The following is a 3,506-nucleotide window of genomic DNA, read 5'->3' on the forward strand; positions in this document are numbered from 1 at the left end:
CCACCTGGGCGTAGCGCGCGCTGCGCGAGGTGCGCGTCCACCCCGCGCTGGACCGGCCCACCGTGCCCGCCTTCGTCGTGGACTTCATCGTCTTCCACGCCCTGCTGCACGCGGACCTCGCCGCCGCCGATACCAGCCATGAAGCGGGCCAGGACGCGGGCCCTGACCTCCACGACGCCGCCGGCCGCTGCGCCGCGGCACACACCCCCGCCTTCCTCGCCCGCGAGGCCGCCTTCCCCCTGCGCGAGGCCGCCTGGCGCTGGCTCCTGGAAAACCTGTCCTCACTGCGACGCGGGTGACCGGCCGTCCCGGCGGCTGACGTGTTCCAGACATGCCGGCACCGCCGTGCCCGCCCCACCCCGCCCCACCGGGAAGGTGGTGGTCAGCGGGGGGCGCGCACTGCATGCTGTCCCCTCGATGCGCTTTTTCAGCGTGGAAGAGGCCAGCCGGCTGGTGCCGTTGCTGACGAAGACCTTCGGGCGCGTGCGCCCCTGGGTGGAGCGCGTGCAGAAGCTGGCGGAGGTGCTGGACGCCCCGGACGCCCCGCCCGACACCGCCGAGACCCGCGCCTTTCGCGAGGAGCGCGAGCAGCTGCTGGAGCGCATCCGCGGCGAGCTGGGCCCGCTCCAGGAGATGGGCCTGGAGCTCAAGGGCGCGGACGGCCTGGTGGACTTCCACGCGCGGCGCGGCGAGGAGCCCGTCTACCTCTGCTGGCGCTACGGCGAGGACGCCGTGGCGCACTGGCACGACCTGAAGGCGGGCTTCTCCGGCCGCCGCCCCATCGACAGCCCGGACGACTTCGAGCCCACCTACCTCAGCTGACGCGGACGGCTCACGTCCCCAGGCTCTGGTGCAGCAGGCCCAGCTTGTTGCGCGCGGACAGGAGCTGCTGGCGCAGCGACTCCGCCTGCCGGCCGATGTCCGCGAACTTCGCCTCCTCCGCCGCGGTGGACAGCGTCGCCGCCTCGTCCGCCACCTCCGCCATGCGCGCCTGGAGCGCCGTGAAGACCTCCGTGAGCCGCGCGTCCTCCTCCGCCGTGCGCGTGGCCTGCTGGCGCAGCGACGCGAACTCCTGCATGCGCCCGTTGAGGTCCGCCGCGCTCTGCCCCAGCGCCCCGTAGCGCGTGAGCAGGTCCTTGAACACCTCCGTGCGCTGCTGCAGCTCCTGCGCGCGCACGTTGACCGCGTCCGCTTGCGCCTGCTGCCGGTTGCGCACCCCGGTGATGGCCTGCACCAGCGCGCCCACGCGCATGCGCAAGGCGTCGTCCAGGTCCGCCAGGTCCTTGAGCGTCTTCGACGCGCGCTCCAGTTGCTTCTCCGACGTCAGGGGGGCCTCCTTGAGCTGCTCCGCCAGCGCCTCGAAGCGCAGCAGCTCGGCGTCGAGCGCCTGGGCGGCGGAGACCAGCTCGGAGGACGGGGGCGTGTCACGCTTGCTCATGGGGCCGGGAGGATGCCACGTCCCCTGCCCCTCCCCGACGGTCGCCTGCCTGCCGCGGGAGCCTGTGCTCGGGGGCGGACAGTGCGGCTCGCGGCCCTCGCCAACGGAACCGGCCGTCTCCAGTTTTCCGTGACACGTCGCGTCCGGAGGTCTGAACCCATGCCCGTGGATTTCTCCATCACCGTGCTCGTCACTGGCGCCACCGGCCAGCAGGGCGGTGCCGTGCTCCGCAAGCTCGCCGACCGGGGGCATCACGTGGTGGCGCTGGTCCGGGACGTGGACGCCCCCGTGGCCCGCGCCCTGCGCAGGCCCGGCGTCACCCTGGCCCAGGGGGACTTCGACGACCTGGTCTCGCTGGAGAGCGCCATGCGCGGCGTGGACGCCGTCTACGCCATGGCCACGCCCTTCGGGGCCGGCGGCGTGGACGCGGAGGTCCAGCACGGCCAGAACCTGGCGGACGCGGCGAAGCGCGCCAACGTGCGGCACTTCGTCTACTCCTCCGTGGCGGGCGCGTCCGAGCTGACCGGCATCCCCCACTTCGACAGCAAGCACGCCGTGGAGCTGTACCTGCGGCGGCGGGACATGCCCTTCACCATCCTGGCCCCCACCTTCTTCATGGAGAACCTCCTCCACCCGCCCACGCGCGACCTGCTGGCGGCGGGGAAGCTGGCGCTGGGGCTGCCCGCGACGCGCGGGCTCCAGATGGTGGCGGTGGAGGACCTGGCCGGCCTGGCGATGTACGTGCTGGGGACCCGGAGCGCTTCATCGGCGAGCGCATCGAGGTCGCCTCCGACGAGGTGACGGGCCAGCAGGCCGCCGCGCTGCTCTCCATGGTGGGCGGCCACCGCATCCACTACGAGCAGCTTCCCCTGGAGCAGCTCCAGCAGCAGAGCGAGGACCTGGCCGCCATGTTCGAGTGGCTGGACCGCGTGGGCTACCACGCGGACATCCTCACCCTGCGCAACAACTACCTGGGCGTGGGCTGGCAGAACTTCGAGACGTGGGCGCGCCACCAGGACTGGGACTTCGTGAAGGCGCCCTCCTGGCCCGCCACCGCCGCGGAGCCGGTGACGCCCCAGCCCTGAGGGCCCCGGCCGCCCGTCCGCACTCCGGGTGGGAGCGCGAGGCATGTCGTCCCCTGAACGTCGCGCGCCCTAGCTTCAACGCGAGGAGGCATGCGATGCGGGGAGCACTGGGACTGGGGGCGCTGGCGCTGGGCCTGATGGCGGGCTGCGCGGCGGAGACGAAGCTGCGGCCCACGCCGGAGGCGGGGATCCTCCAGGACGGCAAGAGCAGCGCCATCACGGAACAGGAGGGCGTGCGGCTGACGGCGGACGGCTCGGCGTGGAGGGGCTCTCCGTCCGACCTGGAGCGCCGCGTCACCCCCGTCTACGTCCGGCTGGAGAACCAGGGGCAGCACCCGCTGCGCATCCGGTACCCGGACTTCGCGCTGGTGGGGGAGGAGTCCCGCTTCCGCTACAGCGCCCTGCCGCCGCTGTCGCTCCGGGGGACCGTGTCCTCCCGCGACGCGGAGGGCCCGCGCGCTACAGCCCGGCCCTGGCCACCCGGGGCGGCCTGTGGGTGGGCGGCGGCTACGCCTACAGGCCGTGGGGCTGGGGACCGGGGTGGTACGGCGGCCCCTGGGGCAGCCCCTTCTACTCCCCCTACTACTCCCCGCCGTACTACGAGGAGCCGCTGCCCACCGAGGACATGCTCAACAACGCGCTGCCGGAGGGCACGCTGGAGCCCGGCGGCACGCAGGAGGGCTTCCTCTACTTCCAGGGCGTGGCCCGCCGCGAGGACGCGGTGACGCTCCAGGTGAAGCTGGTGGACGCCCAGACGGGGGAGCCGTTCGGTTCGCTCAGCATCCCCTTCCAGGTGAGCACGAAGTAGCTAGTGCAGCAGCGTGCTGGGCGGCGCGTAGGGAGAGCGCCCCCCGTCGTGCGCCAGGTCGAGCAGCCGCGCGTCCTCCGGCTCCCCCAGCGCGCGCCGCAGGTCCGCGCCCCGCAGGGGCAGGCCCATGAGCGGCCCCAGCAGGCACAGGTCCAGCGCGCCGGCCAGCAGCGGC

5 protein-coding genes and 1 pseudogene are annotated in these 3,506 nt (G+C 73.5%); 5 read left to right on the forward strand and 1 reads right to left on the reverse strand.

Going from position 1 to position 3,506, the window contains the following annotated elements; genetic code table 11:
- Positions 1 to 20: 20 nt before the first annotated feature.
- Both ACLEQD_RS39400 and ACLEQD_RS39405 read left to right on the forward strand, forming a co-directional pair.
- Positions 21 to 299 (forward strand): annotated as a pseudogene (locus ACLEQD_RS39400) (hypothetical protein); the annotation flags it as partial.
- A 118-nt stretch (positions 300 to 417) separates the two neighbouring features.
- On the forward strand, positions 418 to 822 hold the full coding sequence (locus ACLEQD_RS39405; protein WP_410391060.1) for a DUF2203 domain-containing protein: 405 nt from the start codon (positions 418 to 420) through the stop codon (positions 820 to 822).
- A 10-nt stretch (positions 823 to 832) separates the two neighbouring features.
- Here ACLEQD_RS39405 and ACLEQD_RS39410 read toward each other — a convergent pair whose 3' ends face one another.
- Positions 833 to 1,438, reverse strand: a complete 606-nt coding sequence (locus ACLEQD_RS39410; protein WP_410391062.1) for a hypothetical protein — start codon at positions 1,436 to 1,438, stop codon at positions 833 to 835.
- Between the two features lie 159 nt (positions 1,439 to 1,597).
- Here ACLEQD_RS39410 and ACLEQD_RS39415 point away from each other — a divergent pair, with 159 nt between their 5' ends.
- The 3 genes from ACLEQD_RS39415 to ACLEQD_RS39425 all read left to right on the forward strand — a co-directional run bounded on the left by ACLEQD_RS39415 (position 1,598) and on the right by ACLEQD_RS39425 (position 3,331).
- The gene (locus ACLEQD_RS39415; protein WP_410391064.1) at positions 1,598 to 2,239 is read left to right on the forward strand and encodes an NmrA/HSCARG family protein; all 642 of its coding nucleotides are present in this window, start codon (positions 1,598 to 1,600) and stop codon (positions 2,237 to 2,239) included.
- Positions 2,236 to 2,523 (forward strand): hypothetical protein, encoded by a 288-nt coding sequence (locus ACLEQD_RS39420; protein WP_410391066.1) that lies wholly within the window; start codon positions 2,236 to 2,238, stop codon positions 2,521 to 2,523. Before ACLEQD_RS39415 ends, ACLEQD_RS39420 begins: the two co-directional genes overlap by 4 nt.
- Before the next feature lie 496 nt (positions 2,524 to 3,019).
- Positions 3,020 to 3,331: a hypothetical protein gene (locus ACLEQD_RS39425; RefSeq protein ID WP_410391068.1), complete on the forward strand. Its 312-nt coding sequence runs from the start codon at positions 3,020 to 3,022 to the stop codon at positions 3,329 to 3,331.
- Positions 3,332 to 3,506: the final 175 nt, after the last annotated feature.

The organism is Corallococcus sp. 4LFB, from assembly GCF_046520365.1.
Lineage (GTDB): Bacteria > Myxococcota > Myxococcia > Myxococcales > Myxococcaceae > Corallococcus > Corallococcus caeni.